General features: G+C 72.2%; 13 protein-coding genes and 1 pseudogene. 10 read left to right on the top strand and 4 right to left on the bottom strand.

Annotated features, from left to right (window positions below):
* The first annotated feature begins 176 nt into the window (after positions 1-176).
* Both ACWD4U_RS23180 and ACWD4U_RS23175 read left to right on the top strand, forming a co-directional pair.
* Positions 177-1,295 carry a lipid II:glycine glycyltransferase FemX gene (locus ACWD4U_RS23180; RefSeq protein ID WP_363455712.1) on the top strand — a complete coding sequence of 373 codons (1,119 nt, stop codon included), beginning with the start codon at positions 177-179 and terminating at the stop codon, positions 1,293-1,295.
* 32 nt (positions 1,296-1,327) lie between these two features.
* Positions 1,328-2,359, top strand: a complete 1,032-nt coding sequence (locus ACWD4U_RS23175) for an alanine racemase (protein WP_363455714.1) — start codon at positions 1,328-1,330, stop codon at positions 2,357-2,359.
* Between the two features lies 1 nt (position 2,360).
* On the opposite strand, the gene ACWD4U_RS23170 is transcribed toward ACWD4U_RS23175, so the two are convergent.
* Both ACWD4U_RS23170 and ACWD4U_RS23165 read right to left on the bottom strand, forming a co-directional pair.
* Positions 2,361-3,944 (bottom strand): glycosyltransferase family 87 protein, encoded by a 1,584-nt coding sequence (locus ACWD4U_RS23170; RefSeq protein WP_363455717.1) that lies wholly within the window; start codon positions 3,942-3,944, stop codon positions 2,361-2,363.
* A gap of 93 nt (positions 3,945-4,037) precedes the next feature.
* Complete coding sequence (locus ACWD4U_RS23165; RefSeq protein WP_449787281.1) at positions 4,038-6,434, bottom strand: transglycosylase domain-containing protein; 2,397 nt, start codon at positions 6,432-6,434, stop codon at positions 4,038-4,040.
* Between the two features lie 487 nt (positions 6,435-6,921).
* On the opposite strand from ACWD4U_RS23165, the gene ACWD4U_RS23160 reads away from it, so the two are divergent.
* Together ACWD4U_RS23160 and ACWD4U_RS23155 are read left to right on the top strand one after the other, a co-directional pair.
* Complete coding sequence (locus tag ACWD4U_RS23160; RefSeq protein ID WP_363455723.1) at positions 6,922-7,584, top strand: PadR family transcriptional regulator; 663 nt, start codon at positions 6,922-6,924, stop codon at positions 7,582-7,584.
* A 143-nt stretch (positions 7,585-7,727) separates the two neighbouring features.
* On the top strand, positions 7,728-8,810 hold the full coding sequence (locus tag ACWD4U_RS23155; RefSeq protein ID WP_363455725.1) for an inositol-3-phosphate synthase: 1,083 nt from the start codon (positions 7,728-7,730) through the stop codon (positions 8,808-8,810).
* An 85-nt stretch (positions 8,811-8,895) separates the two neighbouring features.
* Here the strand turns inward: ACWD4U_RS23155 and ACWD4U_RS23150 are convergent, their stop codons facing one another.
* Complete coding sequence (locus ACWD4U_RS23150) at positions 8,896-10,518, bottom strand: peptidoglycan-binding domain-containing protein (RefSeq protein WP_363455727.1); 1,623 nt, start codon at positions 10,516-10,518, stop codon at positions 8,896-8,898.
* Between the two features lie 165 nt (positions 10,519-10,683).
* On the opposite strand from ACWD4U_RS23150, the gene ACWD4U_RS23145 reads away from it, so the two are divergent.
* Both ACWD4U_RS23145 and ACWD4U_RS23140 read left to right on the top strand, forming a co-directional pair.
* The gene (locus tag ACWD4U_RS23145) at positions 10,684-11,976 is read left to right on the top strand and encodes an MFS transporter (protein WP_363455730.1); all 1,293 of its coding nucleotides are present in this window, start codon (positions 10,684-10,686) and stop codon (positions 11,974-11,976) included.
* 98 nt (positions 11,977-12,074) lie between these two features.
* On the top strand, positions 12,075-12,446 hold the full coding sequence (locus ACWD4U_RS23140; RefSeq protein WP_363455732.1) for an LppU/SCO3897 family protein: 372 nt from the start codon (positions 12,075-12,077) through the stop codon (positions 12,444-12,446).
* Positions 12,447-12,470: 24 nt separating this feature from the next.
* Here ACWD4U_RS23140 and ACWD4U_RS23135 read toward each other — a convergent pair whose 3' ends face one another.
* A complete protein-coding gene (locus ACWD4U_RS23135) occupies positions 12,471-13,907 on the bottom strand; it encodes a CCA tRNA nucleotidyltransferase (protein WP_449787285.1) in 1,437 nt (478 codons plus the stop codon).
* A gap of 252 nt (positions 13,908-14,159) precedes the next feature.
* Here ACWD4U_RS23135 and ACWD4U_RS23130 point away from each other — a divergent pair, with 252 nt between their 5' ends.
* From ACWD4U_RS23130 to sigM, 4 genes and pseudogenes are all read left to right on the top strand, one after another.
* Positions 14,160-16,505, top strand: a complete 2,346-nt coding sequence (locus ACWD4U_RS23130) for a DUF6049 family protein (protein ID WP_363455734.1) — start codon at positions 14,160-14,162, stop codon at positions 16,503-16,505.
* A gap of 47 nt (positions 16,506-16,552) precedes the next feature.
* Complete coding sequence (gene murJ / locus ACWD4U_RS23125) at positions 16,553-18,817, top strand: murein biosynthesis integral membrane protein MurJ (RefSeq protein ID WP_363455738.1); 2,265 nt, start codon at positions 16,553-16,555, stop codon at positions 18,815-18,817.
* Between the two features lie 241 nt (positions 18,818-19,058).
* A complete protein-coding gene (locus tag ACWD4U_RS23120; protein ID WP_363455741.1) occupies positions 19,059-21,167 on the top strand; it encodes a serine/threonine protein kinase in 2,109 nt (702 codons plus the stop codon).
* Positions 21,168-21,291: 124 nt separating this feature from the next.
* A pseudogene (sigM, locus tag ACWD4U_RS23115) lies at positions 21,292-21,930 on the top strand (RNA polymerase sigma factor SigM); the annotation flags it as partial.
* Positions 21,931-21,959 lie beyond the last annotated feature (29 nt).

The following is a 21,959-nucleotide window of genomic DNA, read 5'->3' as shown; positions in this document are numbered from 1 at the left end:
TAGACCTCCGGGCCACCGAGCAACCCTTGGTGCCCTTCCCGCGTAATACCTGTGCGGCAGGTACGGGCGGGGAGGGCGCCGGCGCTTCCCGGCCCTCCGCCGATTCGCGGCCGAATCGGACCATTCGGGCGATAGGGTCAGGCCTTGACAAGGACTGACGAGGAGGAGCACCCAGCATGAGCCTGCGTCTGCGGACGATCACGCGTGAGGAACACCTGGCCTTCGTCCAGAGCCGCGCCTCGGCGAGCCACATGCAGGTGCCCTCCTGGGCGGACGTGAAGGCGGAGTGGCGCGCGGAGAGCCTGGGCTGGTTCGACCCCTCCGGTGAGATCGTCGGCGCCGGGCTGGTGCTCTACCGCCAACTGCCCAAGCTGAAGCGCTACCTGGCCTACCTGCCGGAGGGCCCGGTGATCGACTGGTTCGACAGGGACCTGGACGGTTGGCTGCAGCCGATGCTGGCGCACCTGAAGTCGCAGGGCGCGTTCTCGGTGAAGATGGGCCCGCCGGTGGTGGTCCGCCGCTGGGAGGCCGCCACCATCAAGGAGGCGATCGCCTCCAAGGAGGCCAAGCGGCTGCGCGACGTCGAGCCGGACTGGTACGAGCCGCGCGCCTTCGAGGTCTCCGACCGGCTGCGCAAGGCCGGCTGGCTGCAGGGCGAGGACGGCGGGGCCGGCTTCGGCGACGTGCAGCCCCGGTACGTCTTCCAGGTGCCGCTCGGCGGCCGCTCGCTGGACGACGTGCAGCGCGGCTTCAACCAGCTGTGGCGCCGCAACATCAAGAAGGCCGAGAAGAGCGGCGTCGAGGTGGTCCAGGGCGGCTACGAGGACCTCGCGGTCTTCCACAAGCTGTACGTGGTCACCGCCGAGCGCGACCACTTCACCCCCCGCCCCCTGGCCTACTTCCAGCGCATGTGGCAGGCGCTGACCGCCGAGGACCCCAACCGCATGCGGCTCTACCTCGCCTACCACGAGGGCGAGCCGCTGGCGGCCACCACGATGCTCACGGTCGGCGAGCACGTCTGGTACTCCTACGGCGCCTCGGCCAACCACAAGCGCGAGGTGAAGCCGTCCAACGCGATCCAGTGGCGGATGATCCGGGACTCCTACGCGCTCGGCGCGAGCCTCTACGACCTGCGCGGGATCAGCGACACCCTGGACGAGGACGACCCGCTGTACGGGCTGATCCAGTTCAAGCTCGGCACCGGTGGGCAGGCCGCCGAGTACCTCGGCGAGTGGGACTACCCGCTGAACAAGCTGCTGCACAAGGCGCTCGACCTCTACATGTCGCGCCGCTGACGCACCGTCACACCATTCGGGGAGAACGACGCATGACCTTGACGATGTACGTGGACACCGGCCGTTGGCGGGCGCACCAGCGCGGGCTGCTGGCGGAGTTCCCCGGGCTGGTACCGGTCGCCAAGGGCAACGGCTACGGCTTCGGCAACCGCCGGCTGGCGGCCGAGGCGGCCCGGCTGGGGACGCCGATGCTGGCGGTGGGCACGGCGGACGAGGCCGCCGAGGTCGCCGAGGACTTCCCCGGGGACCTGCTGGTACTCACCCCGTACCGGGTCGGTGAGGAGCCGCGGGAGCTGCCGCCGGAGCGGGTGGTGCGGACCGTGGCGCACGCCGAGGCGCTGGCCGCGCTGCCGTCCGGCAGCCGGGTGGTGGTGGAGTGCATGACCACGATGCGCCGGCACGGCATCGCCGTCGCGGACCTGGCCCGGCTGCCGGTCGGCGAGGTGCGGGTCGAGGGCTTCGCGCTGCACCTGCCGCTGGACCGCCCCGACGGCTCCGACCCGGTGGAGGAGGTCACCGGGTGGGTGCGGGCGATCGAGGCGGCCGGCCTGCCCACCGGGGCCGTCTACCTCAGCCACCTGGCCGCCAAGGACGTCACCCGGCTCGCCGAGCGCCACCCGCGGACGGTCTTCCGCTCCCGGATCGGCACCCGGCTGTGGCTCGGCGAGGTCGAGGCGCTCTCCTCGCGGGCCACCGTGCTGGACGTCACCCCGGTCGCCCGCGGCGAACGCTACGGCTACCGGCAGCACAAGGCCCCCTCCGACGGCCACCTGCTGGTGGTCACCGGCGGCACCGCGCACGGCGTCGGCCTGGAGGCGCCCAAGTACGTGCACGGGATGCTGCCCCGGGCCAAGGGCCTGGCCCGGGCCGGGCTGGCCACCGTCAACCGGACGCTCTCGCCGTACTCCTGGCGGGGCAAGCAGCTGTGGTTCGCCGAGCCGCCGCACATGCAGGCGTCGATCCTGTTCCTGCCGGGCGAGCTGAAGCCGCCCGCGATGGGTGACGAACTGCCGCTGAACGTCCGTCACACCACCACGCACTTCGACCGGGTGGCCGAGCGCTGAGCTAGCGCTTCGCCAGCGGGTCCGCGTCGGGGCTCGCGTCGGTGTCGGGGTCCGGGCCGAGGTCGGGGCCCAGCCAGTCCACCTCGCCGTGCGGGGCGTAGGCGGCGTAGCTCTCCTCCTCACGCAGCCGGCGGGCGGTGCCGATCACGAAGGTGTCCGGGGCGCCGTCCAGCACGCCGCCCGACGGGTCGTCACTTCCGTCCCAGCGCACCGGGTCGCGGTCCGGGAAGAGGATGTCGCGGACCACCAGGTAGCAGATGTACAGAGTGCCGATCAGGTGCAGGGCGATCGCGAAGTGGTACCACTCCTGGTCGATGCCGTGCTGCTTGGAGTCGCCGGAGTAGGCCAGGTAGGACCAGACGCCGAGGAAGTACAGCACCTCGCAGGCCTGCCAGATCAGGAAGTCCCGCCAGCGGGGGCGGGCCAGGGCGGCGAGCGGGATCAGCCAGAGCACGTACTGCGGCGAGTAGACCTTGTTGGTGAGCACGAAGGCCGCGACCACCAGGAAGGCCAGCTGGGCGAAGCGCGGGCGGCGCGGGGCGCTGAGCGCCAGCCAGCCGATCGCCAGGCAGCTGAGCACCAGCAGGCCGGCGATCCAGGTGTTCAGGGTGGACAGCTGGGCGTTGCGGACCTGCATGAGGATCAGCCAGAACGAGCCGAAGTCCTCCTTGCGGGTCTGGCTGAAGGTGTAGAAGGTCGCCCAGCCCTGCCAGTTGGCGATCATGATCGGCAGGTCGACCAGCAGCCAGGCGCCGGCCGCGCCGCCGAAGGCCAGGCCGAACTCCTTCCACCTGCCCGAGCGCCAGCACAGGATCAGCAGCGGCCCGAGCAGCAGCACCGGGTACAGCTTGGCGGCGGTGGCCAGGCCGATGAAGACGCCCGCCCAGAGCGGCTTGGAGCCCGACCAGAAGGCCATCGCCACCGCGGCCAGCGCGACCGCCAGCAGGTCCCAGTTGATGGTCGCGTTCAGCGCCAGGCAGGGTGCCAGGGCGAACAGCAGCGCGTCCCACGGGCGGCGGCGCTGGGTGCGCGAGACGGCGACCACCGCGACCACCGCACAGATCATCAGCATTCCGGCGTTGACCAGCCAGAACCACTGCTCACGGCCCATCATCTCGCCGTTCGGCGTGGTCAACCACGCCGCGACCTGCATGAACAGGCCGGTCAGCACCGGGTACTCCAGGTACTTCATGTCCGGCGAGCCCTGCGGGATCGGGTCCAGGTACGGGTGCCGGCCGTCGGCGAAGCCGCGCCCCGAGAACAGGTGCGGGATGTCGCTGTAACAGGCGTGCGTGTACTGGGTGGTGGCGCCGTGGAACCAGCCGTCGGTGTAGCACGGCGCCTTCTGGAACAGGCCCAGCAGGTAGGTGGCGATGACGGCCAGCGCCAGGAACTTGGCCGGCGTCCACCAGGACACCCCGAGCAGCGCCCGGCGCCCCGGCGGGCCGCCGAACAGCTCGCTGCCGGCCGCCGAGACCGGGTCCTCGTCCGCGGGGACGACCACGGTATCGGGCAGCGGGCCCTCGGCCGGGGCCGGGCCGGCCGCGGAGGTCTCGTCACGCAGGCTGGACGTCATGGCGCACATACTGCCGCACCGTCCGCCACAACCGAAGAGGGGCACGGGATTGCTCTCGCAGTCCGGTGCCCCTCTGTCGGGATCGTCCCCTTACGGCCTCCGTCAGCCGGCCGGGGGCAGGCCGCTGGCGCTGTCGCTCGGACTGCTCGTCGGCGACTTGCTGGGCTTGCCGGACTTGCTCGGGCTCGGGTTCGGGCAGAGCGGGCCGAGGAAGCAGCTCTGGCTGCTGCTCGGGCTCGGGCTGCTGCTCGGCTCGGCGGTGAGCGTCGGCGACGGGCCCACGGTCGCGGTCGGCTGGTCGGTCGGGCCGGTGGAGGCCGACGCGGAGGCCGAGGCGGACGCGCTGGCCGGAGCACCGGAGGAGTCGACCTGCTGGCCCCACGGCTCGGGGGCCGGGAAGTCCTTCACCGGCTGGTCCTTCAGCGCCACCTTCATGTAGCGGGTGAAGATGTCGGTCGGGAAGTCACCACCGTGCACGGACTCGTGGCCCGCGGTGCCGTTCAGCGAGAGCAGACCGGGCTTGCCCGCCTCCTCGCGCCACATACCGACCGAGGTGGCCAGCTGCGGGGTGTAGCCCACCCACCAGGCCGAGGTACCGGCGTCGGTGGTACCGGTCTTGCCGGCCACCGGGCGGCCCAGCGCGTTGGTCTTGTTACCGGTGCCGTTCTTGGCCACGTTCTCCAGCACGTCGGTGATGTTGTCGGCGACCGCCTGGTCCAGCGGCTGCTTCGGCGCGGACTTGGTGAACGCCGGCTGCTCCGCGCCGTTGTAGACCAGCTTGGCCACCGAGTACGGGTCGTTCTGCTGCCCGCGGGCGGCGAACACCGAGTAGGCCGAGGCCATCCGGATCGCGCTCGGGTGCGAGGTGCCGAGCGGGTAGGTGATGGTCGAGGAGGGCTCCAGGCTCTCCTTCTTCAGGCCGAGGCTGAGCACCATCTTCTCGACGTTGGCACCGCCCACGTCCTGGCCGAGCTGGACGAACGGCACGTTGTACGACCACTGCATGGCCTTCTTCAGCGAGACGTAGCCGGGCGTGCCCGGGCTGTCGTTGCGCTGCTTGTAGGGCTTGCCGTCGTCGCCGGTGAGCGGGGTGCCGTTCTTCGAGTAGATCGGCGACAGGTTGTTCGCCAGGTACAGCGACTCGGGGTTGATCTGGGTCGGCTTGCCGTCGGGGCCGCTCTTGGTCAGCACGCCGTTCTGCATCGCGGTGGCCAGCACGAAGGGCTTGAAGGTCGAGCCGACCGGGACCTTGGAGTCCGCGTTGTTGCTGTAGTGGCCGTTCTCGATGCCGTCGCCGCCGTAGATCGCGACGATCGCGCCGTCACCGGGCACCACCGAGGCGGCGCCGACCTGGACGTTGGTGTCGGCCGGGCGCTTGTCCGGGTGCAGCGACTCGGTCTTGACCTGGTCCACCGCGGCCTTCAGCGCGTCCACCTTGTCCTTCTGGAAGGTGGTGTAGATCTGGTAGCCGCCGCGGCCGAGCTTCGCGTCGGTGATCGTCGGGTCCTTGGTCATGATGAACTGGTTGACGGTGTCCACCAGGTAGGAGACCTCGCCGTTCATGCTGGCCGGGGCCTTCGGCTTGATCGGCTCCGGGAAGTCGGTGCACTTGGCGCGCTGCTCCGGGGTGAGCGCCTTGGTGATCACCATCCGGTCCAGGATCCACTTCCAGCGGGCCACCATGCGGTCGTGGTTGGCCTGGTTCAGGGTCGGGTCGTAGAGGCCCGCGCCCTTCAACAGGCCGGCCAGCATGGCGCCCTGACAGGCGTTCACGTCCTTGGCGTCCACGCCGTAGTACGCCTGGGCGGCGGCCTGGATACCGGTCGAGCCGCGGCCGAACCAGCTGGTGTTCAGGTAGCCCTTGAGGATGTCGTCCTTGCTCTGCGACCCGTTGATCTTCAGGGTGATGAAGAACTCCTTCAGCTTTCGCGTCAGGGTCTGGTCCTGGGACAGGTAGACGTTCTTCACGTACTGCTGGGTGATGGTCGAACCACCCTGGGTCTCACCGCCGGTGGCCATGTTGTACACGGCGCGGGCGATGCCCTTGGGGTCGATGCCGCTGTCGGTGCGGAAGGTCTCGTTCTCCGCGGCGATCACCGCGTCCTGGGCCTCGCGGCTTATCCCGGAGAGCTCCACCAACTGCCGGTTGGTGTCGCCCTTGCGGGCCATCTCGGTGCCGTCGGCCCAGTAGTAGATGTTGTTCTGGTCGTGGATCGCGTCCTTCGCGTTCGGCACCGTGACCAGCGCGTACGCGGTGCCGACCGCGGCCACGCCGCCGCCGAAGAACACCAGGAAGAGGCTCAGCACCAGCTTCCAGGAGGGCACCCAGCGCTTCCAGCCCTCCCGGCCGAACCGCGGGTAGTCGATGAAGCGCTTCTTGCCCGGCTTGCCGCCGCGCCCACCGGACCTGCCGTCCGACGGACCGCCCGAGCCGCCGGGGCCGCCGGGGCCGCTGCCACCGGCGCCGCCGGCACCGCCCTTGCGGCCCTGCTTGCGCATCTCGGCGCGGGTCAGCCGGGGCTGCTGCGCGGTCGCCCGCGTCGTGCGCCGACCTCCGCCGCCCGAGGCGAGCTCGTCGCGGCCCGTGCCGGGCGCGGCCCCGGGTGCGTAGTCGGGTGCGCCCTCGACCGGGCTGCCGTAGGCATACGGACGCCCGCTGTCGGCTCGCCGGGGCGGCGGCTGCTGTCCGCCCCCGGGATTGGCCGACCTACGCCGGTGTTCGCTCATCTCTCAGCAGCTCCTCGGTCAGGGTGCACAGCCGAAAGAGTACGGCGATCTGAAAGGTGGTCAATCGGGCATTGATGACCAATCAGGACGAAACGACCGCAGATCATTACACGCCCGTTGCTCAAAGCGCTTGTGATCGTGGTTACGCGTGCCCCCCTTGCCCCTTCCGTGACCCAGGGTTACTGTTGCCGATATATCGAGCCGATACATCGGCGCGATGCATCGATCCGGGACACTCCCATCGGAAGGAGAAGGCGGCATGAGTCGACGCTCCGGCGTGCTCGAGTTCGCCGTCCTCGGCCTGCTGCACGACGCGCCGATGCACGGCTACGAGCTGCGCAAGCGGCTGAACGTGCTGCTGGGCTCCTTCCGGGCCTTCTCCTACGGCACGCTCTACCCGTGCCTGAAGAACCTGGTCGCCCAGGGCTTCCTGGTCGAGGACAACCCGGACGTCGAGTACGTCCCGGCCACCGCGCTCAACGGCAAGCGGTCGAAGATCGTCTACCGGCTCTCCCCGGAGGGCAAGGAGCGCTTCGAGGAACTGCTCGCCGACACCGGCCCGGAGGCGTGGGAGGACGAGCACTTCGGCGTCCGCTTCGCCTTCTTCGGCCAGACCGACCGGGCCGTGCGGATGCGGGTGCTGGAAGGCCGGCGCAGCCGGCTGGAGGAGCGCCTGGAGCGGATGCGCAGCTCGATCACCCGCACCCGCGAGCGGTTCGACGACTACACCCTCGAACTCCAGCGGCACGGCCTCGAATCGGTGGAGCGCGAGGTCCGCTGGCTCAACGAGCTGATCGAGACCGAGCGGGCCACCAGAACCGGACGCGCACCCGCGTCCCCCCAAACTTCGGACGGCCGTGGCCAGGCCGCCGGGTCCTCGGACCCGCCGGGGCCACCGCACGACCGCCCGGGGCGCTCCTGACGGAGCGCTGCGCTCCGCGTCGGCCCCGGGCCGTCCGCGAGAGGTGAGGGCGCTCCGTGCGCCCGACAGACAGTCAGAACAGATGTGGAACCGAGGTGCCGCCACAGCACGGCGGATCTCATGAGATTCAGGGAGCAACCGGAATGGGTTCGGTTCGCGTAGCCATCGTCGGCGTGGGCAACTGCGCCGCCTCGCTGGTGCAGGGTGTCGAGTACTACAAGGACGCCGACCCGGCCGGTAAGGTCCCGGGCCTGATGCACGTGCAGTTCGGCGACTACCACGTCCGCGACGTCGAGTTCGTCGCCGCGTTCGACGTCGACGCCAAGAAGGTCGGCTTCGACCTGGCCGACGCCATCGGCAACAGCGAGAACAACACCATCAAGATCTGCGACGTGCCGCCGACCGGCGTCACCGTGCAGCGCGGCCACACCCTCGACGGCCTCGGCAAGTACTACCGGGAGACCATCGAGGAGTCCGACGAGGCCCCGGTCGACATGGTCCAGGTCCTGAAGGACCGCCAGGTCGACGTCCTGGTCTGCTACCTGCCGGTGGGCTCCGAGGCCGCCGCCAAGTTCTACGCCCAGTGCGCCATCGACGCCAAGGTCGCCTTCGTGAACGCCCTCCCGGTGTTCATCGCCGGCACCAAGGAGTGGGCCGACAAGTTCACCGAGGCCGGTGTCCCGATCGTCGGCGACGACATCAAGTCCCAGGTCGGCGCGACCATCACCCACCGCGTGATGGCCAAGCTGTTCGAGGACCGCGGTGTCATCCTCGAGCGCACCATGCAGCTGAACGTCGGCGGCAACATGGACTTCAAGAACATGCTCGAGCGCGAGCGCCTGGAGTCCAAGAAGATCTCCAAGACCCAGGCCGTCACCTCGCAGATCCGCGACCGCGAGCTGGGCGCCAAGAACGTCCACATCGGCCCGTCCGACTACGTGGCGTGGCTCGACGACCGCAAGTGGGCGTACGTCCGCCTCGAGGGCCGCGCGTTCGGCGACGTCCCGCTGAACCTCGAGTACAAGCTCGAGGTCTGGGACTCCCCGAACTCGGCCGGTGTCATCATCGACGCCGTGCGCGCCGCGAAGATCGCCAAGGACCGCGGCATCGGCGGCCCGATCCTCTCCGCGTCCTCGTACTTCATGAAGTCCCCGCCGGTGCAGTACTTCGACGACGAGGCCAAGGAGAACGTCGAGAAGTTCATCCGTGGCGAGGTCGAGCGCTGAGCTGAGCAGCTGACAGGCTGATCGCTCGTCAGGAGGGCCGTTTCCGTGGTGCGCCACGGGGACGGCCCTCCTGCCGTTTCTCTCGCTACGACCAGGTGGCGCGCCAGGTGATCGGTCCGACGACGCCGTCCACCGCCAGGCCGTGGCGCTGCTGGAACGCCCGGCACACGCCCGCCGAGGCGGGCCCGTACCAGCCGTCCACGTCGATCGCCCAGCCGCGCATCGACATCTTCTGCTGCCACATCCGCACGTCGTCGCCGTGCAGCATCGGCGACTGCACCCGCAGGTACCGCCAGGGCCAGGTCGGCACGCCGGGCACCGGTGTCGTCGCCTGGCCCGACGTCCGCGCCGCCGGCACCCCGCCCAGCGCCGGGTCCGCCGACACCGTCCCCTCGGGGTACGCCGGGACCCCGTACCCGTACGGCGACCCGGGACCGCGCCGCGGCCGGGACTTCAGGTAGACCCCGTCGCCCTCGGCCGTTCCGTTGTCATTGGTGTTGTGGGTGGGGATGAAGTCGTCGGTGACGAACAGGTGGGAGGGTGCGGAGACGGCGATGCACTGCACCTCCTCGTCGCGCAGGTACTCGACCGAGACCACCGTGCGCGCCCAGGCCGCGTCCCGCGGGACGAAGCACGCGGCCTTGTCGGGCAGGCGGAACGGGTTGAGGCGCGGCATGTCGACGTTCCGGACCCGCGAGGCGTCCTCGTCCAGCACGGCCCGGCCGCCGAGCGACCGGACGATCTCCTGGACGTCCAGGGCGAGTTGGCGGGAGTCTGCGGCGAAGTCGATCCGTCCCTGCTCGTCGATCCGGCCGGCGGCGTCCATCAGCCCCTGGAGCAGGGCCAGGCGCTCCTTGATCCCGGCCTTCCGGTAGCGCTCCGGGAGGAACGTCCGCTCCGCGGTGGCACCGCGGAGGCCGAGCGCGTCCAGGGCGGTGTCGGTGACCGGCGCACCGCCCTCGCTCGTTGCGCCGCCCCCGAGGAGACGGCCCAGCAGGTAGGGGTCCACCGGCAGGGGCTCGCCGGTCTGCTGGTACTCGACGGGTTCCAACAGGGGGACGCGAACCGGGTGGTGAGGGCGGGCGACCAGGTCGGCCAACTCGAGGGTGGTGACCACCCGGGGCTGGGCATCGCCTTCGGTCTCGACCTGCCACAGGTGTTCGTTGCAGGCCTCGGCCGACGAGCCGTCCTGGAGCGTGATCCGGTGGACCGGCCGGACGCCCTTGGGGTGCACGCCGGTGACGTGGGAAAGCTGCCCCGCGGGATCGATCAGCGGGTCACCGACCCGCAGGTCGCCCATCCGCCGGAAGCCGCCGGGGGTGAGGACGCCCGCGTGCAGCGGGAGGGCGTTGCCCTCGACGGTGTGGATGGTGTCGGCGTCGTAGGCGACCACGATGCCGGTGTGGGTGCCGCCGTCGGGGCCCAGGTAGAAGGGGCCGCCGAGGACGGGGTAGTCGGTCCAGCGGCCGTGGTTGCGCCACCAGGCGACGGCGGTGAGGCAGGAGGCCGTCATCGGCCAGAGGGTGTCCATGCCGGTGCGGTGGGCGGCCCAGGCTTCGAAGACGGCGCACCAGGGCTGGCCGTCGGACCATTCCAGACCGGGGGTTTCGGTGGAGTAGCGCTGGTGGTTGTTCCAGGTGCCGTCGGGGTCGCGGCCTTCGTGGACGCCGACCTGGCCGAGCAGCAGGGCGGTGAACTCGTCTCTCATGGGAGCCTCCCGTTGCGAGGGTGCGATGGTTCCTCCCGGGATGGGTCAACGACCGTACGGCGGGGAGGACATCGGCGACAGGGGGCGCGCGGGGGGCATTTGGTCGCTCGGCGTTGGCAGATGTTTCACGTGAAACATCACTGCCCCTCATGGCACCCTTGGCGGGTGATCACCGAACGGCCCCCACAGGAGGCCAGCCTCCTCGGGCTGCTGAGCGGCTCCGGCTTCCGGAAGCTGCTGACGGTCCGTCTGCTCTCGCAGCTGTCCGACGGCGTCTTCCAGGTCTCGCTGGCGGCGTACGTGATCTTCTCGCCGGAGCGTCAGTCCTCCCCCGCGGACATCGCCGCGGTGCTGGCGGTGATGCTGCTGCCGTTCTCCGCGGTCGGGCCGTTCGCCGGCGTGCTGCTGGACCGTTGGCGGCGGCAGCGGGTGCTGCTGGTGGGCAACCTGGCGCGGTTCGGGCTGGGCCTGGTGACGGCGGCGCTGCTGCTCGGCCGGGCCCCGGAGTGGCTGTTCTTCGCGGCGGCGCTGCTGGTGACCGCGCTCAACCGCTTCATCCTGGCGGGCCTGTCCGCCGCGCTGCCCCGGGTGGTGGCCTCCGCGGACCTGGTCACCGCCAACGCGCTCTCCCCCACCCTCGGCACGGTCGCCGCGGCCAGCGGCGGCCTGGTGGGCTTCCTGGTGCACCAGTTGCTGCCGCCCGGCCGGCACGCCGACGCGCTGCTGGTGACCGTGGCCGCGCTGCTCTACCTGTCCGCTGCGCTGGCCGCCCAGCGGATCGCCCCGGACCAGCTCGGCCCCGAGCAGAGTGGTGAACTCCCCTCCCTGGGCGTCGCGTTGAGCGCGGCCTGGGCGGACCTGCGGGCGGGCGTCCAGCACCTGGTGCGGGACTGCCGTCCGGCGGTGCACGCGCTGGCCGCGGTCACCCTGGCGCGGTTCTGCTACGGGGTGCTGATCGTGGTGGTGCTGATGCTCTCCCGGTACACCTTCAACAGCGCGGACGACAGCAAGGCCGGACTGGCCAGCCTCGGCCTGGCGGTCGGGATGTCCGCGGCGGGCTTCTTCCTGGCCGCGCTGGTCAGCCCCTGGTGCACCCGCCGGCTGGGCCTGCCCGGCTGGATGGCCACCTGCCTGGCCGCCGCCGCGGTCTTCGTCCCCGCACTCGGGCTGCCGTTCCGCGAGATCCCGGCGATGATCGCGGCACTGCTGCTCGGCCTGGTCACCCAGGGCACCAAGATCTGCGCGGACACCCTCGTCCAGGAGTCGGTGGAGGACGACTACCGCGGCCGGGTCTTCGCCATCTACGACGTGCTGGTGAACGTCGGCTTCGTGGCCGCCGCCGCGGTCACCGCCCTGGTGCTGCCGCTGAACGGCCGCTCGGTCCCGGTGGTGGTCGGCCTCGCCGTGCTCTACGCGCTCGGCGCCGCGCTCTACTACCGCGCCGCCCGCCGCGACTGACGGAGCGTCGGGGCCCTCGACCGCCGGGGGCCGGCGGAACCCCGCCCGCTAGGGTACGTGGGCGCACGGCACCGCGACCGACGCCCCGGGGGGACCAGATGAGCACACCGCAGCCGCCGTACGGCTACCAGCAGCCCGTGATCACCGAGCAGGCCCGGCGCAAGGGCAACTGGATGTTCCGGATCGCCGTGGCGCTGCTGGTGCTGGCCGTCCCGCTCGGGCTGTGGTCGTACCTCCACAGCCCGCGGATCGCCGTCCCCGGCGACTGCACGACCGGCGGCACGCCCCCGAAGCTCACCGCCTGCTCCTCCGCCACGGCCGAGTACCGGGTGACGCAGCGCGCCAACAACGACACGCTGCTGTCGTACAGCTGCCCCAAGGGCACCACCCGGACCTACCGCGGCAAGTACCGCAAGCACTTCCGCAGCTACCGGTACGTGCTCTGCCTCGCGCCGGTCGCCAAGCACTGACGGCGGGTCACCCGCCGGCCGCGCTCAGTCCTGCGGCTGCTGCGCCCACCACTTGCGGAGCTCGGCCACCGCGTCCTCGTGCGGCATCGGGCCGTGCTCCAGGCGCAGTTCGAGCAGGTGCCGGTAGGCGCGGCCGACCGCCGGGCCGGGGCGCAGGTCGAGCAGCCGCATGATCTCGTTGCCGTCCAGCGCGGGCCGGATCGCGTCCAGCTCCTCCTGGGCCTTCAGGCTGGCGATCCGCTCCTCGAGCGAGTCGTAGGTGCGGGCCAGCGCGGCGGCCTTGCGCTTGTTGCGGGTGGTGCAGTCGGAGCGGGTCAGCTTGTGCAGCCGCTCCAGCAGCGGGCCGGCGTCGGCGACGTAGCGGCGCACCGCGGAGTCGGTCCACTCGCCGCCGCCGTAGCCGTGGAAGCGCAGGTGCAGCTCGACCAGCTGCGAGACCTCCTCGGTGAGCTCCTTGGAGTACTTCAGCTCGCGCATCCGCTTGCGGGTCATCTTCGCGCCGACCACCTCGTGGTGGTGGAACGAGACCCGGCCGTCCGCCTCGAACCTGCGGGTGCGCGGCTTGCCGATGTCGTGCAGCAGCGCGGCGAGCCGCAGCACCAGGTCGGGGCCCTCGGTCTCCAGCGCGATGGCTTGCTCCAGGACGGTCAGCGAGTGCTCGTAGACGTCCTTGTGCCGGTGGTGTTCGTCGCTCTCCAGCCGCAGCGCGGGCAGCTCGGGCAGCACGTGGTCGGCCAGGCCGGTCTCCACCAGCAGCCGCAGGCCCTTGACCGGGTGGGCGGCGAGCAGCAGCTTGTTCAGCTCGGCCTGGATCCGCTCGGCGGAGACGATGGTGATCCGCTCGGCCATCGCGGTCATCGCGGCGACCACCTCGGGCGCCGGCTCGAAGTCCAGCTGGGCCGCGAACCGGGCGGCCCGCATCATCCGCAGCGGGTCGTCGGAGAAGGACTCCTCGGGGGTGGCGGGGGTGCGCAGCACCCGGGCCTCCAGGTCGTCCAGGCCGTGGTGCGGGTCGACGAAGCCGCGGCCGGGCAGGTCGACGGCCATCGCGTTGACCGTGAAGTCGCGGCGGACCAGGTCCTGCTCGATCGAGTCGCCGTAGCTGACCTCGGGCTTGCGCGAGGAGCGGTCGTACGCCTCGCTGCGGTAGGTGGTGATCTCGATCAGGAACGAGCCGTCGGCGGTGTCCTTGCGCGCGCCGACGGTGCCGAAGGCGATGCCCACGTCCCACACCGCGTCGGCCCAGCCCTTGACCAGCTTGAGGATCTCCTGCGGGCGGGCGTCGGTGGTGAAGTCCAGGTCGTTGCCGAGCCGGCCGAGCAGGGCGTCCCGGACCGAGCCGCCGACCAGGGCCAGGCGGTGGCCCTGCGCCTCGAAGCGGCGGGCGATCTCGTCGGCGACCGGGGAGACCCGCAGCAGCTCCTGCAGGCCGCAGGTCTGCGCCTCGGTCAGCCCCGGCAGGGCGGTCGGGTCGGCGGAGCTGGAATGATTGGCGCTGGACGCGTTGGCAGTGGACACGGCTCACAAGGGTACGTGCCCGCCCTCCCCCACCGCTTTCCCCTTTTGCACCACCGGACAGCTACCGGCCCGCAACACTGCGGCCCGGTCGGCGTCGTTACCATGCGGGGAACGCTCCTTCGGGGGTCGGCGACCGCCGGGCGGCCGCGGCGGTGCGTGGAGTGAACGAGACGATCGGGAACGGCGAGGGCGCGCGTGGACGAGCGGACCGGGCGAGACGCGGCGAGGACCGCGTCCCGCGGACGGCGGACGGGTCGACTGGCCAGGAGTGCCGCCGCCCTGCTGGCAGGCGGGCTGCTCACGGCCGTCTCCGCCTCCCCGGCGCTCGCCGAGCGCGGCACCCTGCTGGCCGCCGCCCCCGAGTACCCGGCGACGGTGGAGATCACCACCGTCTCGCCGCAGGTCGCCACCGACACCAGCACCGTCACGATCACCGGCAAGGTGGCCAACACCGGTTCGTCGACGCTGAAGTCGCCGACCGTCGCGGTCCGTGCGCCGATGCAGGTCAAGCCGCTGGGCACCCGCAGCGAGATCGGCCTGGTGGCGTCCCGGACCACGCCGAGCGGCCAGGACGGCATCGACCTGCAGAACCCGGTCCAGGACGTCGGCGACCTCCCGCCCGGCAAGAGCGCCGACTTCACCCTGTCGGTGCCGGTCTCCGCGCTGAAGGCCAAGGACACCGGCGCGTACGAGCTGGCGGTCGACGTCTGGGGCACCACCGGCAGCGAGAAGGGGCACCCGCTGGGCATCGCCCGCACGTTCCTGCCGGTGCAGGGCAAGGCCACCGCCAAGGCCTCGCAGATCTCGGTGGTCTGGCCGCTCACCCACGCCCCGGTACTGGTCGCCCAGACCATGCCGGACAACGACCAGATGCCGGTGCTGCGCGACGACAGCCTGGCCGGTGAGCTGACCGGCGACGGCCGGCTCAACCAGCTGGTCGACATCGGCGGCACGATGACCGGCCTCACCTGGGCGATCGACCCGGACCTGCTGGACACCGTGTACGCGATGACCAAGCCGTACCGGGTCCAGAAGCCCGGCACCTCCGGCGAGTCCGCGCGCGAGGAGAACACCGTCCCCGGCACCGGCCACGACGCGGCGGTGGCCTGGCTGGCGAAGCTCCGGCAGGCGGTCGGCAAGGCCGAGACCGAGGTGGTCTCGCTTCCGTACGCCGACCCGGACCTGGCGTCGATCGCGCACCACGGCACCGACCAGTCCGGGATGGACACCGCGCTGCGCAAGGCGGTGACGGCGGGCCAGGTGACCACCGAGGCGCGGCTGTCGGTGGACGCCCACTCGGAGGTGGCCTGGCCGTACCAGGGCTGGCTGGACCAGAAGACCGCGGCGGTGGCGGGCGCGTCCGGCGGCCGGGTGGTGCTGGTCAACGGCGCTTCGATGCCCGAGTCGGAGAAGCTCTCCTACACCCCGAACGCGGCCCGGCCGATCGGCAACGGGCAGACCGCGGTGGTCGCCGACGCCACCCTCTCCGAGCTGTTCCAGGGCGACCTGGGCACCCCGCGCGACCGTACCGCGGCCGAGCAGCGCTTCCTCGCCGAGACCCTGGCGATCGCCCACCAGGCGCCCGAGCAGCCGCGCACGGTGCTGGTGCTGCCGCCCCGCTCGCTGACCACCGGCACCGCCACCGCGCTGCGCGACTCGATGGCGCAGGCCGTTGCGGGCGGCTGGGCGGGTGCCGCGGTGCTCGACAGGGTGGTCGGCACGCAGCCCGACGCGAGCGCCAACGGCGCCGTCCCGGACGGCTACCCGCGGGAGCTGGCGGCCTCCGAGCTGTCCTCCGACGAGCTCGCCGCGACCATGCAGCTGCAGAACGGCGTGGATCAGCTGATGATGATCCTCACCCAGCCGCAGCGGGTCCGCGGGCCGTTCAGCGCGGCGATGGTGCGCTCGCTGTCCACCGAGTGGCGCGACCAGCCGAAGGTCGGCACCGACTACCGCACCGGCGTGCGGCAGTACCTGGACAACCTGAAGGCCGCGGTCCGGGTGCCCACCAAGAGCGTGGTGACCCTGCCGGGTGACAACGCGACGCTGCTGATCAGCGTGAAGAACGACCTGACCCAGGCGGTCGGCAACCTGGAGCTGCGGCTGGTCTCCACCCAGCCCAACCGCCTGAACGTCGGCGCACCGCAGCCCGTGGTGCTGGACGCCACCACCGCCCGCACCTTCCGCTTCCCCGCCGAGGCGCAGGTCAACGGCCCGGTCCAGGTCACCGCCGAGCTGTGGACCACCGGCCCGGACGCGCAGCGCTACGGCGAGCCGGTGACCTTCACCGTCGAGGTCACCTCGGTGGCCAGCGGCGTGACCTACGTGATCGTCTGCGGCACCGTGCTGATGGCGCTCGCCGGGGTCCGGTTCTACCTGCAGCGCAAGAAGCGCAAGGCGGCCGGCGAGGCCGACGAGGACCCGGACCGCCCGCTGGAGGGCGACGGGGAGGCCCCCGAGGGGCCGGACGCCGACGCGGAGCCGTCCTCGGACGCCGGTGCCGACGATCGGGTCCCGGGTGATGAGAAGGTGGGGCACTAGGCCGTCCCACCCCCGGGCGCCCACCCCTCTGACTGTGGATTGGTGGCATGAACGAGCGGAGCGAGCGAGCAGCACAGGACCAGGGAGGCCGGCCCCAGGACCGCGCGAGCGGTCCACGCTCCGCCGCCGCCCCCGCCGAACCCGCCGCCGACTGGTACGTCGCCGACACCTACGCCCGTGACCCGTACGCCGCCGAGACGTACGGCGGCGGCCCGGACCCGTACGGCGCGCCGGCCGAGCCCGAGGGCGCGGCCGCGGTGCCCGGCCAGCCGCAGCGCGAGCCGGAGGGTGCCAAGCAGCTGACCGCGCCGGCCCCGCGCTGGGCGACGCTCGCCGCCGAGGTCGCCGCGGACGCCGGGACGGCCGAGCCCGCGCAGCCCGCCGAGCCCGCGGCGGCGCAGCCCGGATCGCCCCGGGACACCGAGACCACCGAGTACGTCGGCGTCGACGCGCTGCTGTCCGGCGACGCCGCGGCCGACGAGCCGCAGCCCGAGCCGCCGGCCGCGGAAGACGAGCCGCACCCGTACGTGCCGCCGATCGAGTTCGACCCGCCGCTGTCCGAGGAGGAGGCGGTGATCCAGGCCAACGCCGCGGTGCTGGAGGCCGACGCCGCCGCCGCGCCCCCGCCCTCCGCCGCCCCCGCGGCCGCCGCGGCGCAGGGCGGTGGTGGCCGGGTCGCCGGCCTGCTGAACTCCAGCGCCGTGATGGCGGCCGGCACCCTGGTCTCCCGCGGCACCGGCTTCCTGCGCACCATGGTGATCGCCGCGGCGATCGGCGTGGCCTCGATGGGCGACTCGTACAACGCCGCCAACACCCTGCCCACCCTGCTGTACATCCTGATCGGCGGCGGCGCGCTGAACGCGGTCTTCGTGCCGCAGCTGGTGCGCAGCATGAAGAACGACGAGGACGGCGGCACCGCCTACGCCAACCGGCTGCTCACCCTGGTGGTGACCGGTCTGGCGGGCGTGGTCTTCGTGGCGGTGCTGGCCGCACCGGTGCTGGTGCAGCTGATCTCGCACGCGCTGATGCGCGATCAGGCGAGCGCCGACACCACGGTGGCGCTGGCCCGGTACTGCCTGCCGACCATCTTCTTCATGGGCGTGCACGTGGTGATGGGTCAGATCCTCAACGCCCGCGGCCGGTTCGGAGCGATGATGTGGACGCCGGTCCTCAACAACCTCGTGGTGATCTTCACCTTCGCGATGTACATCGGCGTGTACGGGACCTTCCAGCACACCGAGGTCACCCCGGAGACCATCTCCCCCGAGGGCGTCCGGCTGCTCGGCGTCGGCACCCTGCTGGGCCTCGCGGTGCAGGCGCTGTCGATGATCCCGTACCTGCGGGCCTCCGGCTTCCGGTTCCGCCCGCGCTTCGACTGGCGCGGCCACGGCCTCGGCAAGGCCGCCCGGCTGGCCAAGTGGACCTTCCTGTTCGTCCTCGCCAACCAGGCCGGCTTCCTGGTGGTCACTCAGCTCGCCACCGCCTCCGGGAAGGCCGCCGAAGCCGACGGCCACCTCGGCGTCGGCCTCGCCGCGTACTCCAACGCGCTGCTGATCTGGCAGCTGCCGATGGCCGTGGTCACCGTCTCGGTGATGAGCGCGGTGCTCCCCCGGCTCTCCCGGGCGGCCGCCGACCACGACGCCGGCGCGGTGCGCGACGACCTCTCCTACGGCCTGCGCACCTCCGCGGTGGCGATCGTCCCGGCCGCCTTCCTGTTCCTCGCGCTCGGCCCGGTGATCGGCTCCTCGATCTACGGCCTCGGCAACGGCGGCGCGGTCGCCCACGGCACCACCGCGGTCGGCTTCATGCTCTCCGCCTTCGCCCTCGGCCTGATCCCGTACTCGGTGCAGTACGTGCTGCTGCGCGGCTTCTACGCCTACGAGGACACCCGCACCCCGTTCTCCAACACCGTCTGGGTGGCGCTCACCCAGGCCGTCACGGCGGTGCTCTGCTGGCTGGTGCTGCCCGCCCAGTGGGCGGTGACCGGCATGGCGCTCGGCTACGGCCTGTCGTACGCCGTCGGGGTGTTCGTGGCGGTGCCCAAGTTGAAGGCGAAGGTCGGCGACCTGGACACCGGGCGGATCGCCAAGACCTACGTCCGGCTGGCGATCGCCTCGCTGCCCGCCGCCGCGGTCGGCCTGGCCGTCGAACTGGTCGCGCTGCAGGCGCTGGACGGCTGGATCGGCAGCGTGCTGACCCTGCTGGTGGCCGGCAGCGCGCAGCTCGCGGTCTTCCTGCTGCTGGCCCGCCGGATGCGGATCGAGGAGCTGAACGCGCTCACCGGCATGGTGCGCCGTCGTCTCGGCCGCTGAACCAGACGCTCACTCAGCCCTGTTTCGAGGGGCCGGAGTCGGGGTTGAAGCCCCCGATTCCGGCCCTTTCGTCTGACGTTCCACCGGAAGTGGGTAATCAGGCAACCCCCGAGCGCTCTCATAGGTCGTACCTGGGGACCAAGAGTGGGCACAATTGACCTGGCACGGGTTGACCACTCCGGCAACGGATCGTCGACCGTCCCCGACGGGATCGGTCGACACAAGGGGAGGCAGGAGCACGGTGGCTGACGGCACCAAGGCGATCGTCGACACGTCCCAGGCGGACGAAGCGGCGTTGGCCATGGCACTGGGCGAACTCCCGGACGTATCCGCCCCGGAGCCCGCCCCCGAAGCTCGACGCCCCGCCACCCCGGGAGCCGACGCGGACGAACCGGCGGAGGACGACGTGACGGCTGACGACGACGCGACGGCCGAGGACGATACGTCGGCCGAGGACGATACGTCGGCCGAGGACGACGAGCACCCCCTCGGGGACGACCCGCAGCCGAGCGCGGACGCGGACGCGGCCGAGGACGCGGCCGAGGACGCGGCTGAGGACGCGGAGGAGCAGTCGGCGGAGCCCGAGCAGCCCGCGGCTCCGCCGGTCGCCGAACGGCCCGCCGAGGCCACCGCCCCGCTCTCCGCGCAGGAGATCGCCGCCGAACTCGTCGCCAAGGGCGGCCGTGCCGAGACCGCGGCTCGCAAGAGCCGTGGCGTCCGCCGCCCGCTGCCGCCGGTCGAGCCGTCCGAGCCCGCCCCGCCGACCAGCACCGCGACCCTGGACGCCGACACCGGCACCCTGCCCGCGGTACTGCCCGCCCCGGCGCGGCACAGCGGCGACAAGATCGCCGGCCGCTACCGGCTGGAGGAGTGCATCTCCCAGTCGGACACCTTCAGCAGCTGGCGCGCGGTCGACGAGAAGCTCCGCCGCGCGGTCGGCGTCCACCTGCTCTCGGCCGGCCACCAGCGCGCCAAGTCGGTGCTCACCGCCGCCCGCAGCGCCGCCCTGCTCGGCGACCCGCGCTTCGTCCAGGTGCTGGACGCGGTGCAGGAGGGCGAGCTGGTCTACGTGATCCGCGAGTGGCTGCCCGGCGCCTCCGACCTCGGCGAGCTGCTCGCGGCCGGACCGCTGGAGCCGTACGACGCCTACCAGATGGTGCGTCAGGTCACCGACGCGATCGCCGCCGCCCACCAGCGCGGCCAGGCGCACCTGCGGCTCACCCCCAAGTGCGTGCTGCGCACCGACGGCGGCCAGTACCGGATCAACGGCATCGCGGTCGACGCCGCGCTGCGCGGACTGCCCACCGAGGACGCCGCGCTGACCGACGTGCGGGCGATCGGGGCGCTGCTGTTCGCCGCGCTCACCCACCGCTGGCCCTACCCGGAGGACCGCTACGACCTCCAGGGGCTGCCGAAGGGGCTCGGCTGCGTCCCGCCGGACCAGGTCCGGGCGGGCGTCCACAAGGGCCTCTCCGAGCTCGCCGCGCGGATCCTGTGCGACCAGCCGCCGCACCACCGGGAGCCGATCACCAGCCCGGCCGAGCTGGCCGAGGCGATCGCGGAGCTGCCGAAGATCCGGCCGCCGGAGCAGTCCGCCCCCGCCCCGCTGCGCGCGCTGCCCGCCGCCGCCCGGCCGCGCTACGCCACCAGCACGCCGACCCAGGTGCTCCCGCGGGTCGAGCCCGCCCCGGCCCCGCCCGCCGCCCGCCCCACGCTGCGCGGCCGCGGCCTGCGCCGGGTCGCCCGGTGGACCGCCTCGCTGGTCGCGCTCGGCGCCGTGATGGTCGGCTCCTGGCAGCTGGTGGAGTACGTCAACCGCACCGGCCAGCCCACCAGCGGGCACACCGCCCCCGCGCCCACCCCGACCCCCTCCGCCACCCCGACCGGCGGCAAGCTCACCATCTCCGCGCTCGCCCCGTTCAACGCCCTCGGCGACAACAAGGACGAGCACGCCAGCGAGCTCCCCGGGACGCTCGACGGCAATCCCACCACCGCGTGGACCACGCAGCGCTACAACGACCCGTTCGGCGCCTTCCGGGCCGGCACCGGTGTGCTGATCGACCTCGGCTCGGCCCGCCAGGTCGGCTCGGTCGACGTCCAGTTCATCGGAGACCACAAGGTCGAACTGAAGGCCGCCCCGACCGGCACGACCACCGCACCCGGCGCGGACGAGAACGGCCTGCGCACCTTCGGCAACGCGGTGGCCAGCGGCTCCGGCAACAAGGTCACCCTCAAGCCGGACGCCGCGGTCACCACCCGGTACCTCCTGCTGTGGATCACCAGCATCCCCGCCGACGACACCGGCGGCGGCTACCGCGGCAAGGTCGCCGAGATCCAGGTCAACGGCTGACGCGGACGGGGATCCGGTCGGACCGGGCCGGATCCCCGTCCGCCTCTTGATCCGTTCCGCCGCATCCCCAACGATGTGAACCACGGCCCCCGGAGCGGACGGCCGGACCGCGAGGAGGGGGCGGATGGCCGAGGAGCCCAGCGACGCCGAACTGCTCGCCCGACACACGGCGGGCGACCCGGACGCCTTCGGACGGCTGGTGCACCGGCACCGCGACCGGCTCTGGGCCGTCGCGATGCGCACCCTCGGCGACCGCGAGGAGGCCGCCGACGCGCTCCAGGACGCCCTGGTCTCCGCCTTCCGCGCAGCCGGTGGCTTCCAGGGCCGCTCGGCGGTCACCACCTGGCTGCACCGGATCGTGGTCAACGCCTGCCTGGACCGGGCCCGCAAGAGCGCCGTCCGCCGCGCCGACTCGCTCGACCAGGACCCCCGCCCGCTGGACGGCGCGCTCGGCACCGCCGAGGGGGCCGAGCACCACGCGGTCCGCGCCGAGACCCGCCGCGAGGTGGCCGACGCGCTGGCCGCCCTCCCCACCGAGCAGCGGGCCGCGCTGGTCCTCGTCGACATGCAGGGCTACTCGGTCGCCGAGGCGGCCGAGCTCCTCGGTGTCCCGGTCGGCACCGTGAAGAGCCGCTGCGCCCGCGGCCGAGCCCGGCTGCTGCCCCTGCTGCGCCACCTCGGCCCGGCGGCCCGCACCGCCACCTCCGGACCGGTCACCGTTTCACGTGAAACCACCGCCGCCGCTCCTGCCGGCTCCAGACCCTCCGTTGTTTCACGTGAAACCGATGCCCC

It is taken from the genome of Kitasatospora sp. NPDC002522 (genome assembly GCF_053595195.1).
Note: the sequence above shows the minus strand (reverse complement) of the source record. Positions and strands in the feature narration are given on the sequence as shown.

What these genes read in the sequence shown, in the direction of transcription:
- murJ (WP_363455738.1), top strand. Translation starts at nt 16,553, where the DNA reads ATGAACGAGCGGAGCGAGCGAGCAGCACAGGACCAGGGAGGCCGGCCC.
- ACWD4U_RS23155 (WP_363455725.1), top strand. Translation starts at nt 7,728, where the DNA reads ATGGGTTCGGTTCGCGTAGCCATCGTCGGCGTGGGCAACTGCGCCGCC.
- ACWD4U_RS23170 (WP_363455717.1), bottom strand. Translation starts at nt 3,944, where the DNA reads ATGTGCGCCATGACGTCCAGCCTGCGTGACGAGACCTCCGCGGCCGGC.
- ACWD4U_RS23165 (WP_449787281.1), bottom strand. Translation starts at nt 6,434, where the DNA reads ATGCGCAAGCAGGGCCGCAAGGGCGGTGCCGGCGGCGCCGGTGGCAGC.
- ACWD4U_RS23150 (WP_363455727.1), bottom strand. Translation starts at nt 10,518, where the DNA reads ATGAGAGACGAGTTCACCGCCCTGCTGCTCGGCCAGGTCGGCGTCCAC.
- ACWD4U_RS23140 (WP_363455732.1), top strand. Translation starts at nt 12,075, where the DNA reads ATGAGCACACCGCAGCCGCCGTACGGCTACCAGCAGCCCGTGATCACC.
- ACWD4U_RS23175 (WP_363455714.1), top strand. Translation starts at nt 1,328, where the DNA reads ATGACCTTGACGATGTACGTGGACACCGGCCGTTGGCGGGCGCACCAG.
- ACWD4U_RS23160 (WP_363455723.1), top strand. Translation starts at nt 6,922, where the DNA reads ATGAGTCGACGCTCCGGCGTGCTCGAGTTCGCCGTCCTCGGCCTGCTG.
- ACWD4U_RS23180 (WP_363455712.1), top strand. Translation starts at nt 177, where the DNA reads ATGAGCCTGCGTCTGCGGACGATCACGCGTGAGGAACACCTGGCCTTC.